Origin of the sequence: Streptomyces sp. NPDC048297 (assembly GCF_043201585.1) — a bacterium.
Lineage (GTDB): Bacteria > Actinomycetota > Actinomycetes > Streptomycetales > Streptomycetaceae > Streptomyces.
The window spans coordinates 1-19348 of sequence record NZ_JBICZA010000016.1 but is presented as its reverse complement, the minus strand read 5'-3'; the positions used below and the strand labels follow the sequence as shown (position 1 = coordinate 19348).

General features: G+C 72.7%; 12 protein-coding genes. 8 read left to right on the top strand and 4 right to left on the bottom strand.

What is annotated here, in order from left to right; genetic code table 11:
- From ACGFYV_RS19045 to ACGFYV_RS19035, 3 genes are all read right to left on the bottom strand, one after another.
- Nucleotides 1-958 (bottom strand): sensor histidine kinase (locus ACGFYV_RS19045; RefSeq protein WP_393879553.1); only part of this gene is annotated, 958 nt, incomplete at its 3' end.
- A 24-nt stretch (nucleotides 959-982) separates the two neighbouring features.
- Complete coding sequence (locus ACGFYV_RS19040; protein WP_393879552.1) at nucleotides 983-1717, bottom strand: ABC transporter permease; 735 nt, start codon at nucleotides 1715-1717, stop codon at nucleotides 983-985.
- Complete coding sequence (locus ACGFYV_RS19035; RefSeq protein ID WP_393879551.1) at nucleotides 1714-2622, bottom strand: ABC transporter ATP-binding protein; 909 nt, start codon at nucleotides 2620-2622, stop codon at nucleotides 1714-1716. The genes ACGFYV_RS19040 and ACGFYV_RS19035 overlap by 4 nt, the downstream gene beginning before the upstream one ends.
- 219 nt (nucleotides 2623-2841) lie before the next feature.
- On the opposite strand from ACGFYV_RS19035, the gene ACGFYV_RS19030 reads away from it, so the two are divergent.
- The 7 genes from ACGFYV_RS19030 (at nucleotide 2842) to ACGFYV_RS19000 (ending at nucleotide 15264) form a co-directional block, all read left to right on the top strand.
- Entirely contained in the window at nucleotides 2842-4947 is a 2106-nt protein-coding gene (locus tag ACGFYV_RS19030) for an ABC transporter ATP-binding protein (RefSeq protein ID WP_393879550.1), read from the top strand.
- Nucleotides 4944-6809 carry an ABC transporter ATP-binding protein gene (locus ACGFYV_RS19025; protein ID WP_393879549.1) on the top strand — a complete coding sequence of 622 codons (1866 nt, stop codon included), beginning with the start codon at nucleotides 4944-4946 and terminating at the stop codon, nucleotides 6807-6809. Before ACGFYV_RS19030 ends, ACGFYV_RS19025 begins: the two co-directional genes overlap by 4 nt.
- A gap of 24 nt (nucleotides 6810-6833) precedes the next feature.
- Nucleotides 6834-8633 carry an ABC transporter transmembrane domain-containing protein gene (locus ACGFYV_RS19020; protein ID WP_393879548.1) on the top strand — a complete coding sequence of 600 codons (1800 nt, stop codon included), beginning with the start codon at nucleotides 6834-6836 and terminating at the stop codon, nucleotides 8631-8633.
- Entirely contained in the window at nucleotides 8630-10393 is a 1764-nt protein-coding gene (locus ACGFYV_RS19015; protein ID WP_393879547.1) for an ABC transporter ATP-binding protein, read from the top strand. Before ACGFYV_RS19020 ends, ACGFYV_RS19015 begins: the two co-directional genes overlap by 4 nt.
- Nucleotides 10394-10684: 291 nt before the next feature.
- On the top strand, nucleotides 10685-12724 hold the full coding sequence (locus ACGFYV_RS19010; RefSeq protein WP_393879546.1) for a M4 family metallopeptidase: 2040 nt from the start codon (nucleotides 10685-10687) through the stop codon (nucleotides 12722-12724).
- A gap of 268 nt (nucleotides 12725-12992) precedes the next feature.
- Entirely contained in the window at nucleotides 12993-14654 is a 1662-nt protein-coding gene (locus ACGFYV_RS19005) for a M4 family metallopeptidase (RefSeq protein ID WP_393879545.1), read from the top strand.
- Between the two features lie 88 nt (nucleotides 14655-14742).
- Complete coding sequence (locus tag ACGFYV_RS19000) at nucleotides 14743-15264, top strand: DUF1990 domain-containing protein (RefSeq protein WP_393879544.1); 522 nt, start codon at nucleotides 14743-14745, stop codon at nucleotides 15262-15264.
- A gap of 102 nt (nucleotides 15265-15366) precedes the next feature.
- Here the strand turns inward: ACGFYV_RS19000 and ACGFYV_RS18995 are convergent, their stop codons facing one another.
- Nucleotides 15367-17985 carry a glycosyltransferase family 1 protein gene (locus ACGFYV_RS18995; RefSeq protein WP_393879543.1) on the bottom strand — a complete coding sequence of 873 codons (2619 nt, stop codon included), beginning with the start codon at nucleotides 17983-17985 and terminating at the stop codon, nucleotides 15367-15369.
- A 326-nt stretch (nucleotides 17986-18311) separates the two neighbouring features.
- Here ACGFYV_RS18995 and ACGFYV_RS18990 point away from each other — a divergent pair.
- Nucleotides 18312-19348: maltotransferase domain-containing protein (locus ACGFYV_RS18990; protein WP_393879542.1), on the top strand; the 1037-nt coding region annotated here is incomplete at its 3' end.

Genomic DNA, 19348 nt, shown 5'->3' with positions numbered 1-19348 from the left:
CGGGGCGGGCGGTGCCGCTGCGAGCCGTCTGAGCCGCGGGCGACAGCGCAGGCGCGGGCGGAAACCTCAAGTGCAGGCGAAAGCCGCGGGCGCAGGCCCGGGGCGGAGCCGAAGCGGGTGGAGCGCCCGCGACGGGGGCGAGGTTGTGCACCGAGCGGCGGGCCTCGCCGAGGCTGTGCCGCGCCAGCGCGGAGGCGCTCTCCAGGTGGGTGCGGGCGGTGGTGAGGTCGGGGGCGCCCGCGACGACCTGGAGCTGGGCGATGATCCCGGTCAGGCCCTGGGCGATGGTGTCGTGGATCTCGGCGGCCAGCCGGCGGCGCTCGTCGGCGACGCCGGCCTCCCGCGCCTGCACGAGGAGCTGTGCGTGCAGGGCGGCGTTCTCGTCCATGGCCTGCTGCAACGCGGCGTTGGTGCGCTCGAGTTCGGCGATGGTCTCGGCCTGGACGACGGTGCGGGCCTGCTCCCGCTCGGCGTAGCGCGTGAACACGCTGACCATGCCCATGTTGACGGCCAGGACGAGGAAGAAGCCGAGCCACAGGACCAGCCCGTGCGGCGGCCAGCCGCCGATCTCGCTGCCTGCCATGGTGACGGCGGTCAGGAAGAGGCCGGGCAGCACGAGGCGGCGGGGCAGGTCGACGCCGGCGGTGTAGTAGCCCGTCACGGCGTAGAAGGCGAAGAACGGGTTGATCCAGGACAGCACGAAGCCGATGGCCCAGCGCAGGAAGTAGAGGCAGACACCGGTCCGGCCCGGCGCCGGCCGCTTCCGCTTCACCCGGGCCCAGCACGTCTGCAGCACGGCGGCGGCGGCCACGAGCGCCGCCGCCGCGACCGTCTGGGGCCGGTCCATGCCGACGGGGCGGGCGGAGAGGACCGCGGCGACGGCACCGGCCCCCAGCAGCGCCCAGGGACCCCACGTGCTGAAGTCGGCCCGGGACTGCTGCTGCGCGACGATGGTCATGCGGCCAGTGTCCGGCACGGTTGCTCACTCCCAGCGGAACCAGCGGGCGGCCCCGGCCGTCAGCAGGACCGTCCACAGCGCGAGCACGCCCAGGTGCGTCCAGCCGGGCCAGTCCCCGGCGGCTGCCTCGTCCAGTGCGCGGGCCGCCGCGCCGAACGGGGTGAGTTGCACCACACGTGCCAGCGCGTGCGGCATCGACTGGACCGGCAGCCAGACGCCCGCGCAGAACATCATCGGGAAGAACACCGCCGAGCCGATCGCGCCGGCGATCTTCGTGGTGCGGGACAGCGCCGAGACGACACTGCCGAGGGCGAGGGCCGCGGCGACCGCGAGCAGCAGGGCGAGCAGGTAGCCGGCCGGCTGCCGGGGCAGGGTCACGCCGAAGGCGAGCCGGCCGACCACGAGCGCGAGCAGCGCCGAGCACAGGGCGACCGCGCCCTGCACGGCCATCTGCGCGGACAGCAGGGCGGAGGGGCGGACCGGGGTGACGGACATCCGGCGCAGGATGCCGCGCTCCCGGTAGCCGGTGAGGACCTGCGGCAGCGACTGCACCCCGGACATGATCAGGGCGACCAGCACGGCGATCGGTACGTAGGCGTCGACCGGCCGCAGTCCGCCCATCGAGTCGTCGGCCTCCCGGAACGAGGGGATGGAGCCGAGGATCACCAGGAGCAGCGTCGGGAACAGGAAGATCCAGAAGACGGCGGCGGGTTCGCGGCGGAACAGCCGGAACTCGGTGCGCAGTACGGCGGTGTTCATGCCGCGGCCTCCTTGGTCAGGTCGAGGAACGCATCGTCCAGGGTGGCGTCGGTGACGCGCAACTGGTGGGCGGTGATGTGGTGGCGGGCGAGCAGGGAGATGACCGCGTCGACCGTCTCGTCGGTGCCGGTGAGGGTGATCCGGCCGTCCTTGTGCTCGACGGAGGCGAGTGCGGGCAGCGCGCGCAGGTCCTGCTCGTCCAGCGGGGCGGACGGGGTGAAGGAGACGACGGTGGCGCCGGCGGAGCGCTGGATCAGACCGGCCGGGGTGTCCAGTGCCGCGATCCGCCCCTGGTCGATGACCGCGATGCGGTCGCAGAGCCGCTGCGCCTCCTCCATGAAGTGGGTGACGAGCAGCACGGTGACGCCGCTCGCGCGGACGTCCTCGATGAGTTGCCAGGTGTCGCGGCGGGCGCGCGGGGCGAGGCCGGTGGTCAGCTCGTCCAGGACCACGATCCGGGGATTGCCGATGAGCGCGAGCGCGATGAACAGGCGCTGCCGCTGTCCGCCGGAGAGCTTGCCGAACCGGGTGCCGAGCTTCGGCGTGAGGCCCAGGCGCTCGGCGAGCGGCCGCCAGTCGGCCGGGTCCGGGTAGAAGGCGGCGTACAGCTCCAGGGCCTCGCGCACGGTGAGTTTGGGCTGGAGTTCGCTCTGCTGGAGCTGGGCGCCGAGGATCCGGGCGACCTGCTCGTGGTCGGCGACGGGGTCGAGCCCGGTGACGCGCACCCGGCCGCCGTCGGGGACGCGCAGTCCCCCGACGCACTCCACGGTGGTGGTCTTGCCGGCGCCGTTCGGGCCGAGGATGCCGAAGATCTCGCCCTCCTCGACGGCGAAGGAGACGCCGTCGACGACGGGCCGGCCGCCGTAGGTCTTGCGCAGATCGGTGACTTCGATGACGGATGCCATGGGCCAAGGGTCCCGGGCGCAGCGCTTCGGGGGCATCGGCCGTCCCGCTCGAAGCGGCATCGTCCGATCGGTTGATGCGGGCCTACGACTGAAACGGGCTTACGACTGAAACGGGCTTACGACTGAAACGGGCTTACGACTGGAACGGGCCCGCGACCGCGGGGGCGGAGCCGGGCCGAAACTCGGTGGGCGATGTCAGTGCCGGTCCGTACGCTCGCGATGATGCCCACGACACGTGCAACCACCGAGGACCGTTCCGCTGTTCGCTCCCTGCTGAGGCTGTGGCCGTACGTCCGCCCCGTACGGGCCCGGCTGTTCACGGCCGCGTCCGTCGCGGTCGTCGCCTCCTGCACCGGGCTGGTGTTCCCGCTCGTCCTGAAGTGGATGGTCGACGGCCCGGTCGCCGGCCGGGACCCGGCCGGGGTGTGGTTCGGGGCGCTCGTCCTGCTGCTGCTCGGCGTCGCAGAGGCCGTGCTGTTCGGGATACGGCGCTGGCTGGTGGCCCGGCCGCTGTCGCGGGTCGAGGCGGACATGCGGGCGTCCCTCTACGGGCATCTGCAGCGGCTGCCGATCGCCTTCCACGACCGCTGGGCCTCGGGCCAGTTGCTGTCCCGGGGCACGACCGATCTGATGCTGCTGCGGATGTTCCTCGCCTTCCCACTGACCTTCCTGCTGGTCAACGGGGTGACGATCCTGGTCGGCCTGGTGATCATGCTGATGCAGGACTGGGTGCTGGGGCTGGTCGTCCTCGGGCCCACCGTGCCCGTGATGTGGACGTGCGCGGTCTTCGAGCGCCGGTACGCGGAGGTGGCGCGCAGGGCGCAGGACCAGGTCGGCGACCTGACCACGCTGGTCGAGGAGAGCGTGCTCGGCATCCGCATCATCAAGGGCTTCGGCCGGCACCGCAGCCAGGCACGGGCGTTCCGGGAACTGTCGGCCACCCTCCGGGGCACCGAACTGCGCAAGGCGCGGCTGCTCGCCGCCATCTGGTGCGTCATCGTGACCCTGCCCGAGGTGGCCATCGGAGCGGCGCTGGTCCTCGGGTCCGTGCGCGTGGCCGACGGCGACCTGTCGGCGGGCACCCTGGTCGCCTTCCTGAGCACGGCGCTGGCGCTGCGCTGGCCGGTGGACTCGATCGGCTTCCTGCTGGCGATGAGCCAGGAGGCGGCGACGGCCACGGAACGGTACTTCGAGGTGATGGACGAGGCGCGGGAGGGCGGGGCGGCCGAGGGAGGGGCGAACGGGGCGCGCCCGTCCGCGGCGCAGGGCGGCACGCCCGCGTCCGAGGACGACGCATCCGTGACGGAGAGCGGCACGCCCGTGGCGGAGAGCGGCACGCCCGTGGCGGCAAACGGCACGCCCGTGGCGCAGGGCGGCGCATCCGCGGCCAACGGCACCTCCACACCGGAGATCGGCACGCCCATGGCGGAGATCGGCATGCCCGCGGCGGCCGGCGGCACGCACGTGGCGGAAGGCAGCACGTTCGTGGCGCAGGACGGCGCGTCCATGGCGGCGAGCGGCGCGTCCACGGTGGAGGGAAGCCCGTCCACGTCGGCGAACAGCGTGTCCGTGGGCGGTCTGCGGTTCGAGAACGTCAGTTTCCGGTACCCCGACGCGTCGCCCGATTCCCCGCCCCTGCTCACCGGTGTCGACCTGCACGTCCGCCCCGGTGAGTCCATGGCCCTCGTCGGGGCCACCGGCAGTGGGAAGACGACCCTCACCGCGCTCGTGCCCCGGCTGCACGAGGTGACGTCCGGCCGGATCACGCTGGACGGTGTCGACATCACCGCCATGCCCCGCGAGGAACTGCGCACCAAGGTCGCCGTGGCCTTCGAGGAGCCGACCCTGTTCTCCGCCTCCGTCGGCGAGAACGTGCTGATGGGCGCCGGGGACGGCGCCGGCGCGGCGGAGCTGGACCGCGCTCTGGCCGTCGCGCAGGCCGAGTTCGCCCACGCGCTGCCGCAGGGCACCGACACCCGCGTCGGCGAGCAGGGCCTGAGCCTGTCCGGCGGTCAGCGCCAGCGCCTCGCGCTGGCCCGCGCGGTCGTCGGCCGCCCCGAGTTCCTGGTGCTGGACGACCCGCTGTCGGCGCTGGACGTGCACACGGAGGCCGCCGTGGAGGCCGCGCTGCGGCAGGTCCTCGTGGACACCACCGCGCTGATCGTGGCCCACCGCCCCTCCACCGTGCTGCTCGCCGACCGGGTCGCGCTGCTCTCGGACGGCCGTGTCACCGCCGTCGGCACCCACCACGAACTGCTGCGCACCAACCCCGAGTACGCCCACCTGATGTCCGGCGACCGAGGCGAACGCGAGGACTCCCGATGACGACGACGACCACGACCGGCCCGACGCCCGCCACCGACGACGACCCGCACCCGGGCCCCGGGAGCGCCGGCGACCCCTTCGACCGGGACGTCCTGCCCACCCCGCCCGGCGCCACGGCCGCCCTGCTGCGCTCGCTGCTCGCCCCCATGAAGGCCCGCGTCGTCCTCACCACACTCCTGCTGCTGCTCCAGCAGGCGGCGGTGCAGGCGGGCCCGCTGCTGGTGGCCTACGCCATCGACAGCGCCGTACCGGCGCTGCGGGAGGACCACGACCACGGCCCGCTGATCGCGGTGGCCGTCGGCTATCTGCTGTGCGCGCTGGTCTCCGGCGCCCTGCAGTTCGCGTTCATCGAGACCTCCGCGCGCGTGAGCCAGGACGTGCTGCTGGACCTGCGGGGACGGATCTTCCGGCACGCCCAGGCGCTGAGCGTCGACTTCCACGAGCGGTACACGTCGGGGCGGTTGATCTCGCGCTCCACGACGGACGTCGAGTCGCTGCGCGAACTCCTCGACGAGGGGCTGCAGGAACTGGTGACCGTGATCCTGTCCTTCGTCTACATCTCGGCGATGCTGCTGTGGCTTGATCTCGGCCTCGGGGCGCTCGCGGTCGCCTCGTTCGTGCCACTGTTCCTGCTCGTACGGCTCTATCAGCGGCGCGCGGGGCGGGTGTTCCGGGCCCGGTCGACGGCGATCGCGGCGGTGATCGTGAAGTTCGTGGAGACGATGAACGGCATCCGTCCGGTGCGCGCCTTCCGGCGGGAGGCCGTGAACGACGCCGAGTTCGACGTGCTGAACCGGCGGCACATGGGGACCAACGGGGACGCGCTGCTGGAGATGGCCCGTTACGTGGTCGGCTCCCGGCTGGTGGCGAACACGGCGGTCGCGGCGATCGTGCTGTGGGGTGCCTACCGGGTGGCGTCGGGCTCGCTGGCGCTGGGCGTGCTGGCGGCGTCCGTGCTGTATCTGCGACGCCTGTACGACCCGATCGACCGGCTCGGCATGTTCCTCAACTCCTACCAGTCGGCAGCCGCCTCGCTGGAGAAGATCGCCGGGCTGCTGGCGCAGACGCCGTCCGTGCCGGAGCCGGCCACGCCCCGCGAACTGCCGCCGCGCGACGGCGACTTCCCCGGCCGTGAGGTCGTCTTCGACGGCGTCCGCTTCGCCTACCGCACCGGCGGGGAGGTGCTGCCCCGCTTCGACCTGACGCTGCCGGCCGGACAGACGGTCGCGGTGGTCGGCACCACGGGCGCGGGCAAGTCGACGCTGGCCAAGCTGCTCGCCCGCTTCTACGACCCCACCGAGGGGCGGGTGCTGCTGGACGGGACCGACCTGCGCGAGCTGGCGGTTCCCGAACTGCGGCGCGGGGTGGTCATGGTGACCCAGGAGGCGTTCCTTTTCTCGGGGACGGTCGCGGAGAACATCGCGATCGGCCGGCCCGAGGCGAGCCGTGCGGAGATCGAGCGGGCGGCGAAGGCGATCGGCGCGCACGAGTTCATCAGCGCGCTGCCCGACGGGTACGACACGGACGTGCGCAAGCGCGGTGGGCGGATCTCGGCCGGACAGCGGCAACTGGTGGCCTTCGCACGGGCGTTGCTCGCGGACCCCGCGGTGCTGATCCTGGACGAGGCGACCAGTTCCCTGGACGTCCCGGGGGAACGGGCCGTGCAGCGGGCGATGTCGACGGTGCTGCGCGGTCGTACGGCCGTGGTGATCGCGCACCGGCTGTCCACCGTGGAGATCGCGGACCGGGTACTGGTCATGGAGCACGGGCGGATCGTCGAGGACGGCCGGCCGGACGTGCTGATCGCGGGTTCAGGTAAGTTCGCGGATCTGCACAAGGCGTGGCGCGACTCTCTCGCGTAGCACCGGACGGAGGACGGGGGCAGGATGATCGACGCGTACGAGGATCCAGGCACGCCCGACACCCGGGGCGGCTGGCGCTACCTGTGGTGGCTGGTCCTCCGCCAGCCCGGCCGGACTCTGGCCGGTGCGCTGCTGGGCAGTGCGTGGCTGGTGCTGATGGCGGCCCAGCCGTATCTGCTGTCGCGGGCCGTGGACGAGGGCCTGGTGCCGGGGCGGCTCGGGGTGCTCGCCGGCTGGACCGGGGCGATGTTCGTGACCGGGGTGGTGGCCGCCTGGCTGAGCATCATGCGGCACCGCACGATGACCCGGGTGCGGATGGACGCCAACTTCCGCACGGTCAAGCTGGTCGTGGGGCACGCGTCCCGGCTGGGGGCCTCGCTGGGGCGCCGGGCCGGGGCCGGTGAGGTCGTCACCATCGGGGTCGGTGACGTGCAGACCCTGGCGCAGGCGCTCACCGTGATGGGGCCCGGGGTGGGCTCGGTCGTCGTGTACACGCTGGTGGCGGTGCAGTTGCTGACCATCTCGGGGTCCCTCGCCACGGTGGTGCTGCTCGGGGTTCCGGTGATCGCCCTGCTGACCGGGCCGCTGACCCGCCGGCTCCAGGGCGCGGAGACCGAGTACCGGGAGCGGCAGGGCGTGCTGGCCGCGCGCATCGGCGACCTCGCGGGCGGGCTGCGTGTCCTCAACGGTCTCGGCGGCAAGGGCCTGTTCTCGGACGCGTTCGCGCGGGACTCGCAGCGGCTGCGCGCGCAGGGCTACCGGGTGGGTGCGGTGACCAGTTGGGTGCAGGCGCTCGGTGTGGGCCTGCCGACCCTGTTCCTGGCCGCGGTGACCTGGATCGCGGCCCGGCTGGCGGCCGAAGGGTCCATCACCGTCGGCGAGTTGGTGTCGGTGTACGGCTATGCCGCGGTGCTGATCGGGCCGGTGGCCTTCTTCGTGGAGATGAACTACGACCTGAACCGGGCGGTGGTGGCCGCCCGCCGGGTGGTGCGGCTGCTGAACCTGGAGCCGGAGCCGGACGAGGGCACGCTCCCCGCGCCGGACGGGCCGGCCGAGCTGCACGATCCGGCATCGGGCGTGCGGGTGGCGACCGGCCGGCTGACCGCGCTGGTCACCGCCCGGCCCGCGGAGGCCGCCGCCGTGGTCGACCGGCTGGGCCGGTACGGGCCCACCGAGGCCGTCTGGGGCGGGGTGCGCCTGGACGGCGTGCCGCTGGACGACGTCCGGGCCCGGATCCTGGTCGCGGACAACGAGGCGGATCTGTTCGCCGGGCCGCTGCGGGAGGTCGTGGCCGCCGCGCACACGGCGGACGAGGCCGCGGTGCGCCGGGCGGTGCACGCTGCCGCCGCCGAGGACGTCGTACGCGGGCTGCCGGACGGGCTGGACTCGGTGGTGTCCGGGCAGGGCCGCAGCCTGTCGGGCGGGCAGCGGCAGCGGGTGCGGCTGGTACGGGCGCTGCTCGCCGACCCGGAGGTGCTGCTGGCCGTGGAGCCGACCTCGGCGCTGGACGCGCACACGGAGTCGGCGGTCGCCGAGCGGTTGCGCGCGGCGCGGGAGGGGCGCACGACGGTGGTGACGACGACGTCGCCGCTGGTCCTGGACCGCGCGGACACGGTGCTGTTCCTGGTCGACGGCAAGGTGAGCGCGAGCGGCCCGCACCGGCGGCTGCTGGAGCGGGAGCCGGGCTACCGGGCTCTGGTGGCCCGGGACACCGAGGACACGGAGGACGCCGAGGACGCCGAGGACGCCGAGGACACTGACGACACCGACGAGACGGCCGGTGGGGCGGATCGGGTCACGGATGCCGAGGGGGCCGTACGGTGACGACGGACACGGGACTGCTGCCGGTCGCGGACCGGGCCTCGGTGCGGCGGGCGACCGGGCGGCTGGTGCGGGCCGACGGGCGGGCGTTCGCCGTGGCCCTGGTGCTGAACGCGCTGGCGGCCGGGGCCGGTGTGGTGGGGCCCTGGCTGGTCGGGCGCATCGTCGACGACGTGCGGGCCGGGCGCGGGGTCGCGGCGGTGGACCGGCTGGCGGTGTGGATCCTGGTGTGCGCGCTGGCCCAGCTGCTGCTGGCGCGCTGGGCACGGTACGTGGCGCACCGGTTCGGGGAGCGGACGCTGGCCCGGGTGCGCGAGAGGTACGTGGACCGGGTGCTGGGGCTGCCCGCGTCCGTGGTGGAGCGGGCCGGCACCGGTGATCTGACGGCGCGTGGCACGGCGGACGTGTCGACCGTCGGCACGACGCTGCGGGACGTCGGCCCGGAGCTGCTGGTGTACTCGGTGCAGGCGCTGTTCGTGATGGGCGCGGTGTTCGCGCTCGACCCGCTGCTCGGCCTGTTCGGGGTGCTCGGGCTGACGCCGATCACGCTGGCGTTGCGCTGGTATCTGCGCCGGGCCCGGGACGGCTATCTGGCCGAGGGCGCGGCGACGTCGGAGGTCGCCGAGATCGTGGCGGCGACGGCGATCGGGGCGCGCACGGTGGAGGCGTTCCGGCTCCAGGGGCGGCGGACCACCGCGAGCCGCGACGCGCTGGAGCACTCCCGCCGCACGCGGTTCTACACGCTGCGGCTGCGCAGTGTGTTCTTCCCGGCGGTCGAGGTGTCGTACAACATCCCCGTGGTCGGGGTGCTGCTGGTCGGCGGCTGGCTGCACGGGCGCGGGGTGATGGGGGTGGGCGCCGTGGTGGCCGGGGCGCTGTATCTGCGCCAGCTCACCGAGCCGCTGGACATGATCCTGATGCGGGTGGAGCAACTGCAGAGCAGCGGCGCCTCGTTCGCCCGTGTGGAGGGGCTCGCGCGGGCTCCCCGGACGGACGACGCCGGCTCCTCCCCCACTCCGGCGGACGACCGGATCGACGTGCGCGGGGTGCGGTACGCCTACGAGCGCGGCGGTGAGGTGCTGCGCGGGGTGGACCTGACGGTGCGGCCGGGCGAGCGGCTCGCGGTGGTGGGCCAGTCCGGTGCGGGCAAGACGACCCTGAGCAGGCTGCTCGCGGGGATCGACACGCCCGGTTCGGGCACGGTGACGGTGGGCGGGGTGCCGGTCGCCGCGCTGGAGCCGGAGCGGCTGCGCCGCCAGGTGGTGCTGGTCACCCAGGAGCACCACGTCTTCCTGGGCACGGTCCGCGACAACCTGCTGATCGCCGAACCCTCGGCCACGGACGACGCGTTGTGGAAGGCGCTGGCGGCGGTCGGCGCGGACGACTGGGTCCGCGACCTCGCCGACGGCCTCGACACCGACCTCGGTCCGGGCGGGCACCGCACCGACGGCTCCCAGGCCCAGCAACTGGCCCTGGCCCGGGTGGTCCTGGCCGATCCGCACACCCTGATCCTCGACGAGGCGACCGCCCTGCTCGACCCCACGACGGCCCGGCACACCGAACGCGCCCTGGCCGCGGTCCTGGAGGGCCGTACGGTCATCGCGATCGCCCACCGGCTGCACACCGCCCATGACGCGGACCGGGTGGCGGTCATGGAGGACGGCCTGGTGACCGAGTTGGGCACGCACGACGAACTGGTCGCGGCGGGCGGCGCGTACGCCTCCCTGTGGCGCACGTGGCACGGGGACGACACGACGGCCTGAGCCGCGCCATGGCCTGAAAATGGTCCGTATATCGAACATGAACATCCGTTCAACGAACCGCTTTCCGGCCAAATTTCTGACGCGCTCCTGACAGATTCGTTGATCACCTGCCACTCTTCCCACGGCCGACTCACAGCAACCCCACCGTTCTCGCGCGTTCGTGTGGGCCGGCTCGGCACGCGTCACGTACACGTACACGGTTTTGCCGCACCGCAACGCTCTTCCCGGACGCCCCAACCCACCGTCCGGTCTCCCCTGGCCGCACGACGCGCGGCCACGCAGAAGGAGTCAGTGTTGAGTAGCAACTCTCGCGGACGCACCTCCCACACGACCCACCGCCGCACCGCAGGCCTCGCCCTCGCCGGCGTCGCCGCGCTGATCGCGGCCGCCCTCCAGTCGGGCGCGGCGAGCGCCGCCCCGGCGCGGCCGGCGGCCGGCAAGGTCAATGCCGCCCACCTGGCCGTCAAGCTCACGCCCTCGCAGCGCGCCGAGCTGATACGCCACGCCGACGCGGGCGAGGCGAGGACCGCGCGGTCCCTCGGCCTCGGCTCGCAGGAGAAGCTGGCCGTCAAGGACGTCGTCAAGGACGCCGACGGCACGCTCCACACCCGCTACGAGCGCACCTACGCGGGCCTTCCGGTGCTCGGCGGCGACCTCGTCGTCGACACCTCCGCGGCCGGTGCCACGGAGCACGTCGTCAAGGCCACCGGCGCCACGCTGAAGGTCGCCGACCTGACCCCGGCCGTGGCGAAGGGCGCGGCCGAGAAGCAGGCCGTGGCGCGGGCGAAGACCCTCGGCGGCAGCAAGTCCGCCGCGGACAGCGTGCGCGAGGTGATCTGGGCGGGCTCCGGCAAGCCCGTTCTCGCCTACGAGACGGTCGTCGGCGGCCTCCAGGACGACGGCACCCCGAACCAGCTGCACGTCATCACCGACGCGGCCACCGGCAAGAAGCTCTTCGAGTACCAGGGCGTGCGGACCGGCATCGGCAACACCCAGTACAGCGGCCAGGTGTCGCTGACCACGACCCAGTCGGGCTCGAACTTCACGCTCACCGACGGGGCGCGCGGCGGCCACAAGACGTACAACCTGAACCACGGCACCTCGGGCACCGGCACGCTGTTCTCCCAGACCAACGACACCTGGGGCAACGGCACCACGTCCAACGCGGCCACGGCCGGCGCGGACGCCCACTACGGCGCGGCGACGACGTGGGACTTCTACAAGAACACCTTCGGCCGCAGCGGCATCCGCAACGACGGTGTCGCGGCCTACTCCCGCGCCCACTACGGCAACGCCTACGTGAACGCGTTCTGGGACGACAGCTGCTTCTGCATGACGTACGGCGACGGCTCCGCCAACGCGGACCCGCTGACCTCGCTCGACGTCGCGGGCCACGAGATGAGCCACGGCGTCACCTCCAACACCGCGGGCCTCAACTACAGCGGCGAGTCCGGCGGCCTGAACGAGGCGACCAGCGACATCATGGGCACCGGCGTGGAGTTCTACGCCAACAACAGCACCGATGTCGGCGACTACCTCATCGGCGAGAAGATCGACATCAACGGCAACGGCACGCCGCTGCGGTACATGGACAAGCCGAGCAAGGACGGCGCGTCCAAGGACAGCTGGTACTCGGGCATCGGCTCGATCGACGTGCACTACTCCTCGGGCCCCGCGAACCACTTCTTCTACCTGCTGAGCGAGGGCAGCGGCACCAAGGTGATCAACGGTGTCACCTACAACTCGCCCACCGCGGACGGCCTTCCGGTCACCGGCATCGGCCGGGACAAGGCGCTGCAGATCTGGTACCGGGCGCTGACCACGAAGTTCACCTCCACCACCAACTACGCGGGCGCCCGCACCGGCACCCTGGCGGCGGCCGGTGAGCTGTACGGCACCACGAGCGCCGAGTACAAGGCGGTGCAGGACGCCTGGGCGGGCGTCGCGGTCGGCTCCCGCTCGGGCGGTGGCGGCGGTGGCGGCACCTCGTTCGAGAGCAGCACGCCGGTGTCGATCCCGGACAACGGTCCCGCGGTCACCTCGACGATCACGGTCTCCGGGCGGACCGGGAACGCGCCGAGCAACCTCCAGGTGACGCCTAATATCAGCCACACGTGGCGCGGTGACCTGGTGGTCGATCTCGTCGGCCCGTCGGGCACCTCGTACCGGCTGAAGAGCTTCAGCTCCTCCGACTCGGCGGACGACGTCACCGACACCTACACGGTCAACGCCTCCGCCGAACCGGCCAACGGCACCTGGACGTTGAAGGTCCAGGACCAGGCCACGTACGACACGGGCACGATCAACGGCTGGAAGATCACCTTCCCGTAGCCCCTGCCCGACCGGGCCCGGCCGACCGGCCCGGTCCCGAGGTCCGGGCGCCGTCCGGGTGGTTCGACTCCCCCGGGCGGCGCCCGTTCATACGCCGGCAACACAACCGGACAGTCAAGTTTCGGCCAACATCACTTCGGGGTCCTGACATGTACGCGTCCTTGATGTCAGGCTCTCCCCACCCGCCGCAGCAGCACCGCAAGTTCACTTCGCACACACCCGGCCAGTAACCCCACACTGACCGGCTCCCCCACATGAAGGAGCTTCTGTGAGCCCCCTCTTCACGCGTCACAAGCGCACCCCTCTGGCCATTGCCACCGCCGTGGCCGCCGGAGCACTCCTCTCCACCGGGCTGGCCACCAGCGCCACCGCCCAGACCCCGGCGGGCGCCACCGGTGCCAAGCCCCTCGCCGCCGCGCCCACCACGCTGACCGCCGCGGCGCGTACGAGCCTCATCCGGCAGGCGCAGTCCGACGCGGGCTCGACGGCCCGGCACATAGGCCTCGGCGCCAAGGAGAAGCTGGTCGTCAAGGACGTCGTCAAGGACGTCGACGGCACCGTCCACACCCGCTACGAGCGCACCTACGCGGGCCTCCCGGTGCTCGGCGGCGACCTCGTCGTCCACACCGCGAAGTCGGGCAAGGCCGAGGGCGTCACCAGGGCGAACAAGGCAACCATCAAGGTGGCCTCGCTCAAGGCGCAGATCACCCCCGCCAAGGCGGAGAAGCAGGCCGTGGGCGCCGCGCACACCCTGGGCTCCGCCCAGTCCACCGCGGACGGCGCGCGCAAGGTGATCTGGGCGGGCTCCGGCAAGCCCGTCCTCGCCTACGAGACGGTCGTCGGCGGCCTCCAGGACGACGGCACCCCGAACCAGCTGCACGTCATCACCGACGCGGCCACCGGCAAGAAGCTCTTCGAGTACCAGGGCATCGAGAACGCGACCGGCACGGGCAAGACGCTCTACTCGGGCACCGTCAGCCTGACCACGACCCAGTCGGGCTCGTCGTACAACCTGACGGACGCCTCCCGGGGCGGGCACAAGACCTACAACCTGGCCCGCAAGACGTCCGGCAAGGGCACCCTGGTCAGCAACACGACCAACACCTTCGGCACCGGCACCGCCTCCAGCTCCTCCAGCGACCAGACGGCTGCCGCCGACGCCGCCTACGGCGCCGCCGAGACCTGGGACTTCTACAAGTCCACCTTCGGGCGCAGCGGCATCAAGAACGACGGTGTCGGCGCCTACTCCCGCGTGCACTACGGCAACGCCTACGTGAACGCGTTCTGGGACGACAGCTGCTTCTGCATGACCTACGGCGACGGCTCCGCCAACACCGACCCGCTGACCTCGCTCGACGTGGCCGGCCACGAGATGAGCCACGGCGTCACCTCCAACACCGCGGGCCTCAACTACAGCGGCGAGTCCGGCGGCCTGAACGAGGCAACCTCCGACATCTTCGGCACCGGCGTGGAGTTCTTCGCGAACAACGCCTCGGACCCCGGTGACTACCTCATCGGCGAGAAGATCGACATCAACGGCGACGGCACCCCGCTGCGCTACATGGACAAGCCCAGCAAGGACGGCGGCTCGGCGGACTACTGGTCCTCCACCGTCGGCACCAAGGACGTCCACTACTCGTCCGGCGTCGCCAACCACTTCTTCTACCTGCTGTCCGAGGGCAGCGGCGCGAAGACGATCAACGGCGTGAGCTACAACTCGCCGACGTCCAACGGCTCCACGGTCACCGGCATCGGCCGGGACAAGGCGCTGCAGATCTGGTACAAGGCGCTGACCACGTACATGACGTCGACCACGAACTACAAGGCCGCCCGCACGGCGACCCTGAGCGCGGCGACCGCCCTGTACGGCTCCGGCAGCGCCGAGTACAACGCGGTCGCGGCAGCCTGGTCCGGCGTCAACGTCAACTGACCCCTTCCCGGCGCCCCTTCAGGGCACCGAGCTGACGGGCGGCACCCGGAAGAAGATCCTTCCGGGTGCCGCCCTACTCTTGTGACCCATGTCCTCGGCGCCCTTCACCTACGAGCCGGTCGGCGCGACCCGCGACGACCTGACGTTCTGCCCGCCCGGCTTCCATCCGATGCTCGTCCGCACCCGCCTCGGCGAAGGTCCGAAGGTCTTCCAGCGGGCCGCCGAAGCGGTCCTCACCTGGGAGATGCACCGCGAGATGGGCGTCGGCATCGACGCCGGCGCGGAGCGCGCGGCCCCCGACGTGGACGTCACCGTCACCCTGGCCGGCCTGATCAAGGCCCCCTGCCGTGTCATCTGGACGACCGAGGAACACCGCCGGGCCGGCTGGGCCTACGGCACCCTGGAAGGCCACCCCGAGTGCGGCGAGGAGGCCTTCGTGGTCGACCGCACCGGCGACGGCACGGTCTGGCTGACCGTGGCCGCCTTCAGCAGGGGCGCCAAGTGGTACGCCCGCGCGGGCGGCCCGGCCACCCGCGGCCTCCAGCACGCCTACGCCCGCCGCTGCGGCGCAGTCCTGCGCCGCCTGTGCGAACCCTTCTCCGAGGTCTGAGAAGCACCGGCCGCCCCTCCTCTGAAAGTCCGAGAAGCGCCGGCCGACCCTTCTCCGAGAGTCTGAGCAGCGCCGGCCGCACCGGGCGGCCGGCGCGCGTGTTCACCGCAGCAGCACCCCCGCTCCCTCGGCCACCTCCTCGGAGGGGACGGCGACCAGGCCCAGTTCCGCGCCGGAGGCGAGAAGCCGGTGGGCCGGCAGCACGCGGACCGTGTAGCCGTAGGGGCCGGTACGGTCGAGGAAGAGGGGGCCCTCGTAGAGCCAGCGGCCCTCCAGGTCGGGGTTGCCGACCGGCTTGAGCGGGACCGTGCCGGCGTCGGTGATGCGGTCCGCGGAGTCGACGCGGCCGGAGACCGCCTGGACCTCGACGTCGTCCGGGCTCAGCTCGCCCAGCGCCACCCGCACCCGCAGGACCACGCTCGTGCCCAGTTCCACGACGGCCGTCGGCGCGGTCGTCTCCACGTGGTCGACGCGCACGCCCGGCCAGGCGGCCCGCACCCGCGCCTTCCAGCCGGCCAGTTCGCGCGCGGTGTCCGCGGTCAGCGCACGCTGGGCCTGGGCGGCGGGGGCGTAGAGCCGGTCGACGTACTCGCGGACCATACGGCCGGCCAGCACCTTCGGGCCGAGCAGGGTGAGCGTCTGGCGGACCATGGCGATCCAGCGGTCGGGCAGCCCGGCCCGGCCGTGTTCGTAGAAGCGCGGGGTGATGCGCTGCTCCAGCAGGTCGTACAGGGCCGCGGCCTCGATCTCGTCCCGGTGGTCGGGGTCGGTGCCCGCGCCGTCCGCGGTCGGGATGGCCCAGCCGAAGTCCGGCTGGAACCATTCGTCCCACCAGCCGTCCAGCACCGAGAGGTTGAGGCAGCCGTTGAGCGCGGCCTTCATCCCGGAGGTGCCGCAGGCCTCCAGCGGGCGCAGCGGGTTGTTCAGCCAGACGTCGCAGCCGGGGTAGAGCTTCTGCGCCATCGCCATGCCGTAGTCGGGCAGGAAGACGATGCGGTGGCGCACCCGCGGGTCGTCGGCGAAGCGGACCAGTTCCTGCACGAGCCGCTTGCCGCCGTCGTCCGCCGGGTGCGCCTTGCCGGCCACCACGATCTGGACCGGCCGCTCCGGGTGCAGCAGCAGGTCCATCAGCCGGTCCCGGTCGCGCAGCATCAGGGTCAGCCGCTTGTACGACGGCACGCGCCGGGCGAACCCGATGGTCAGCACGTCGGGGTCGAGCACGCCCTCGATCCAGCCCAGCTCGGCGTCGCCTGCGCCGCGCTGACGCCAGGAGGCGCGCAGCCGCTCCCGCACCTCCAGCACCAGTTGTTCGCGCAGGGTGCGGCGCAGGTCCCAGATGTCCTGGTCCGCGATCCGGGCCACCGGGTCCCAGCGCTCGGGGCCGCCGACGGTGAGCGCGTCCTCGGTGCGCTGGACGCCGATCTGCCGGGCGCCGAGGCGCAGCACCTCGGGGGCGACCCAGGTGGGCGCGTGCACCCCGTTGGTGACCGAGGTGATCGGCACCTCCTCGGCGTCGAATCCCGGCCACAGACCGGCGAACATCTCCCGGCTGACCTGCCCGTGCAGCAGCGACACCCCGTTGGCCCGCTGGGCCAGGCGCAGCCCCATCACGGCCATGTTGAACAGGTTCGCCTCGCCGCCCGGGTAGGTCTCCATGCCGAGCGCCAGGATCCGCTGCACGTCGATGCCGGGGAGTTCCGCGTCGGGCCCGAAGTGCCCGGCCACCAGCTCCCGGTCGAACCGGTCGATACCGGCGGGCACGGGCGTGTGCGTGGTGAACACGGTCCCGGCGCGTACGGCCTCCAGCGCCGCGTCGAAGTCCAGGCCCCGCGCGGACAGCTCGGCGATCCGCTCCAGACCGAGGAAGCCGGCGTGCCCCTCGTTGGTGTGGAACACCTCGGGCTCCGGGTGCCCGGTGAGCCGGCAGTACGTGCGCACGGCCCGCACTCCTCCTATGCCGAGCAGCATCTCCTGGAGCAGCCGGTGCTCGCTGCCGCCGCCGTAGAGCCGGTCGGTCACGCCCCGTTCGCCGGGGTCGTTCTCCTCCACGTCCGAGTCGAGCATCAGCAGCGGCACCCGGCCCACCTGGGCCACCCAGATCCGGGCGTGCAGCGCCTTGCCCCCGGGCAGCGCGAGGGACAGCTGCGCGGGTGAGCCGTCGGTCTCCTTCAGCAGGGTGAGGGGCAGCTCGTTGGGGTCGAGCACCGGGTAGTGCTCCTGCTGCCAGCCGTCGCGCGAGAGGGTCTGGCGGAAGTAGCCGTGCCGGTAGAGCAGGCCGACCCCGATGAGCGGGACGCCGAGATCGCTGGCCGCCTTCAGGTGGTCGCCGGCGAGGATGCCGAGACCGCCGGAGTACTGGGGCAGGGCGGCGGTGATGCCGAACTCGGGCGAGAAGTAGGCGACGGCGGCGGGTAGTCCGTCGCTCTGGTTCTGGTACCAGCGGTTGCCGGTCACATAGTCGTCGAGGTCGTCGGCGACCGCGGTCAGGCGGCGCAGGAACCGCCTGTCCTCGGCCAGTTCGGCGAGCCGCTCGGGGCTCACCCGGCCCAGCAGCCGTACCGGGTCGCCCTGGGCGGCGGCCCAGTGCTCGGGGTCGACGGACTGGAAGAGGTCGCGCGTTTCCGCGTGCCAGGACCAGCGCAGATTGCGCGCCAGGTCACTCAGCGGCCGGAGAGGTTCAGGGAGAACGGGACGGACGGTGAACCGGCGGATCGCCTTCACACTCCACCTCGGGGCGCGTTGCGGGGTGAGACGCACGGCGCTGTGCGTCCTGTCGTCTGCTTCGACGGTAGTGGTTACCGAAGGGTCGGTGGGGGCGCATCCGGGTGAAGAGGCCAGGGCATTCGGGACCGGACGGCAGGAACCGGAAAGGAGGCCGGTCTTGTGGGTGGACATACGCGTGAGTAGTTAACAAAGTGCCGGATTGCCCAACCGATTCCGGGGGGAAGTCTCCCCCGGTACACCCGTACGGATGCACCACAGCACTCCCGCAGGACTCCCACTCACCAGCCCTTCGGCCACACCCGTTGACGCGTACAGGAGCGGTCATGCCCGCCACGCACCACTCGGCAGCACCCTCGACCAACGGCACGACTGCCAGCAGGAACCCGACGAGACAGCAGGACGAGCCGGCCGAAACAGCCGAAACGGCCGGCCCCGCGGAGTCCGGCAACGCCACCGCCACACCACCGGCGCGCGCCGTCACACCACCGCCGAGCGCCACCACACCACCGGCGCGCGCCGACGCACCACCGTCCGCCACCGAGCGACCGCCTGCCGAGGCACCACGGCCCGCCGGCGCGCAGACGCCCGTCGACGCACAGACGCCCGCTGCCGCACAGCCGACCGCAGACGCACGGCCGGCCTCCGACGCACAACCGGCCGCGGGCATCGGCCTCCCGTCCGTCGGGCGGATCCCCGTCCTCGACGTGCGTCCCGTGGTCCAGCGCGGGCGCAGGCCGGCGAAGGCGGTGGCCGGGGAGACGTTCCAGGTCACCGCCACGGTGTTCCGGGAGGGGCACGACGCCGTCGCCGCGAACGTCGTCCTGCGCGATCCCGAGGGGCGCCCCGGCCCCTGGACCCCGATGCGTGAACTCGCCCCGGGCACGGACCGCTGGGGCGGCGCCGTCACCGCGGGTGAACCGGGCCGCTGGACCTACACGGTGGAGGCGTGGTCGGATCCGGTCGGCACGTGGCGGCACACCGCCGGTGTGAAGATCCCGGCCGGCATCGACACCGAACTGGTCCTGGAGGAGGGGGCGCGGCTCCACGAGCGGGCCGCCGCCGGGGTCCCCGAGGGGCAGCGGGGGGTCGTCCTGGAGGCGGTCGCGGCCCTGCGCGACGAGGGCCGCCCGGCCGCCTGGCGGCTCGCCGCGGCACTGGCACCTGAGGTGGAGGCGGTGTTGTCCCGGTATCCGGTGCGGGATCTGGTCACCGCGTCCGATCCGATGCCGCTGCTGGTGGAGCGGGAGCGGGCCCTGTACGGGTCCTGGTACGAGTTCTTCCCGCGTTCCGAGGGCACGCCCGCCCGGCCCCACGGTACGTTCCGCACCGCCGAGCGGCGGCTGAAGGCGATCGCGGAGAT

Coding starts and splice junctions, on each gene's coding strand:
- ACGFYV_RS19000 (WP_393879544.1), top strand. CDS start 14,743: ATGTCCTCGGCGCCCTTCACCTACGAGCCGGTCGGCGCGACCCGCGAC.
- ACGFYV_RS19030 (WP_393879550.1), top strand. CDS start 2,842: ATGATGCCCACGACACGTGCAACCACCGAGGACCGTTCCGCTGTTCGC.
- ACGFYV_RS19025 (WP_393879549.1), top strand. CDS start 4,944: ATGACGACGACGACCACGACCGGCCCGACGCCCGCCACCGACGACGAC.
- ACGFYV_RS19020 (WP_393879548.1), top strand. CDS start 6,834: ATGATCGACGCGTACGAGGATCCAGGCACGCCCGACACCCGGGGCGGC.
- ACGFYV_RS19040 (WP_393879552.1), bottom strand. CDS start 1,717: ATGAACACCGCCGTACTGCGCACCGAGTTCCGGCTGTTCCGCCGCGAA.
- ACGFYV_RS19035 (WP_393879551.1), bottom strand. CDS start 2,622: ATGGCATCCGTCATCGAAGTCACCGATCTGCGCAAGACCTACGGCGGC.